Source organism: Pseudomonas sp. NPDC078416 (assembly GCF_050268485.1).
Lineage (GTDB): Bacteria > Pseudomonadota > Gammaproteobacteria > Pseudomonadales > Pseudomonadaceae > Aquipseudomonas.
In genome coordinates this window covers 1-1,872 of sequence record NZ_JBNNGV010000067.1, presented here as the reverse complement: position 1 = coordinate 1,872, position 1,872 = coordinate 1, and the positions used below count along the sequence as shown (strand labels likewise).

2 protein-coding genes are annotated in these 1,872 nt (G+C 55.3%); both read left to right on the top strand.

Annotated features, from left to right (window positions below):
* Positions 1 to 136 precede the first annotated feature (136 nt).
* Complete coding sequence (gene rpsD, locus ACQKEN_RS25340) at positions 137 to 757, top strand: 30S ribosomal protein S4 (RefSeq protein ID WP_037017742.1); 621 nt, start codon at positions 137 to 139, stop codon at positions 755 to 757.
* A 22-nt stretch (positions 758 to 779) separates the two neighbouring features.
* Positions 780 to 1,781: a DNA-directed RNA polymerase subunit alpha gene (locus ACQKEN_RS25335; protein ID WP_007924176.1), complete on the top strand. Its 1,002-nt coding sequence runs from the start codon at positions 780 to 782 to the stop codon at positions 1,779 to 1,781.
* Positions 1,782 to 1,872 lie beyond the last annotated feature (91 nt).

Genomic DNA, 1,872 nt, shown 5'->3' with positions numbered 1-1,872 from the left:
GCCCCAGCCAAAATGGTTGTCATGGATAACCAAGCGACGCGTTCAAGTCCCCTGCAAGGCGTCATCAAGGCACATGTCAGCAATGCCTGTGACATCGCCGAAGAAGCGCCGCGTGTAATCCAGGAGATTGTAAAGAATGGCTCGTTACATTGGTCCAAAATGCAAACTCGCTCGTCGCGAAGGCACCGATCTCTTTCTGAAGAGCGGCGTGCGCGCGATCGAATCGAAGTGCAACATCGAAGCAGCACCTGGTATCCACGGCCAACGCCGCGGTCGCCAGTCCGACTACGGCACCCAACTGCGTGAAAAGCAGAAGGTCCGTCGTATTTATGGCGTTCTCGAGCGCCAGTTCAGCGGTTACTACAAAGAAGCTGCCGGCAAGAAAGGCGCAACTGGTGAGAACCTGCTGCAACTGCTCGAATGCCGTCTGGACAACGTTGTATACCGCATGGGCTTTGGTTCGACTCGTGCCGAATCGCGTCAGCTGGTATCGCACAAGTCGGTAAGCGTAAACGGCAAAACCGTTAACGTTCCGTCCTACCAGGTCCGTGCCGGTGACGTAGTGGCAATTCGCGAGAAAGCGAAGAACCAACTGCGTATCGTCCAGGCTCTCGATCTGTGTGCCCAACGTGGCCGCGTAGAATGGGTAGAAGTAGACACTGAGAAAAAATCTGGCGTCTTCAAAAGCGTCCCAGCTCGCAGTGATCTGTCCGCCGACATCAACGAAAGCCTGATTGTCGAGCTCTACTCCAAGTAAGGGCTAGAAAATAGGTGCATCCATGCAGATTTCGGTAAATGAGTTCCTGACACCCCGCCACATTGATGTGCAGGTTGTCAGTCCGACCCGCGCCAAAATCACGCTCGAGCCTCTCGAGCGTGGTTTCGGCCATACCCTGGGCAACGCGCTGCGCCGCATCCTGTTGTCCTCCATGCCCGGCTGTGCAGTAGTCGAGGCCGAGATTGACGGTGTACTCCATGAGTACAGCGCCATCGAAGGTGTACAGGAAGATGTCATTGAAATCCTGTTGAACCTTAAAGGTCTGGCTATCAAGCTGCACGGTCGAGACGAAGTTACGCTGACCTTGTCGAAGAAGGGTTCGGGGGTGGTTACCGCTGCCGATATTCAGCTGGATCATGATGTCGAGATCGTTAACCCCGATCACGTAATCGCTAACCTGGCGTCTAACGGCGCCCTGAACATGAAGCTCGTTGTAGCTCGTGGTCGCGGTTATGAACCAGCAGACTCGCGTCAGAGCGATGAAGACGAAAGCCGCAGCATTGGTCGCTTGCAGCTCGACTCTTCGTTCAGCCCGGTTCGTCGCATCGCCTACGTGGTGGAAAACGCCCGTGTCGAGCAACGTACCAACCTGGACAAGCTGGTTATTGATCTGGAAACCAACGGTACCCTGGATCCTGAAGAGGCTATCCGTCGTGCAGCAACCATCCTGCAACAGCAGTTGGCTGCGTTCGTCGACCTCAAAGGTGACAGCGAACCCGTTGTAATCGAACAGGAAGACGAGATCGATCCGATCCTGCTTCGTCCGGTTGACGATTTGGAACTGACCGTACGTTCGGCCAACTGCCTTAAGGCGGAGAACATTTACTACATCGGCGACCTGATTCAGCGCACCGAAGTAGAACTGTTGAAGACTCCGAACCTGGGCAAGAAATCCTTGACCGAGATCAAGGACGTTCTGGCTTCTCGTGGTCTCTCCCTCGGCATGCGCCTCGACAACTGGCCGCCTGCAAGTCTTAAGAAGGACGACAAGGCGACTGCCTGATAGATAGCTCCCACCCCACCTCAATACCGCGGCTTCACCGCCTTCCACTCCGGTTTGTATTTCTGCATCTGCCGCACGTCGTCACGCTGGC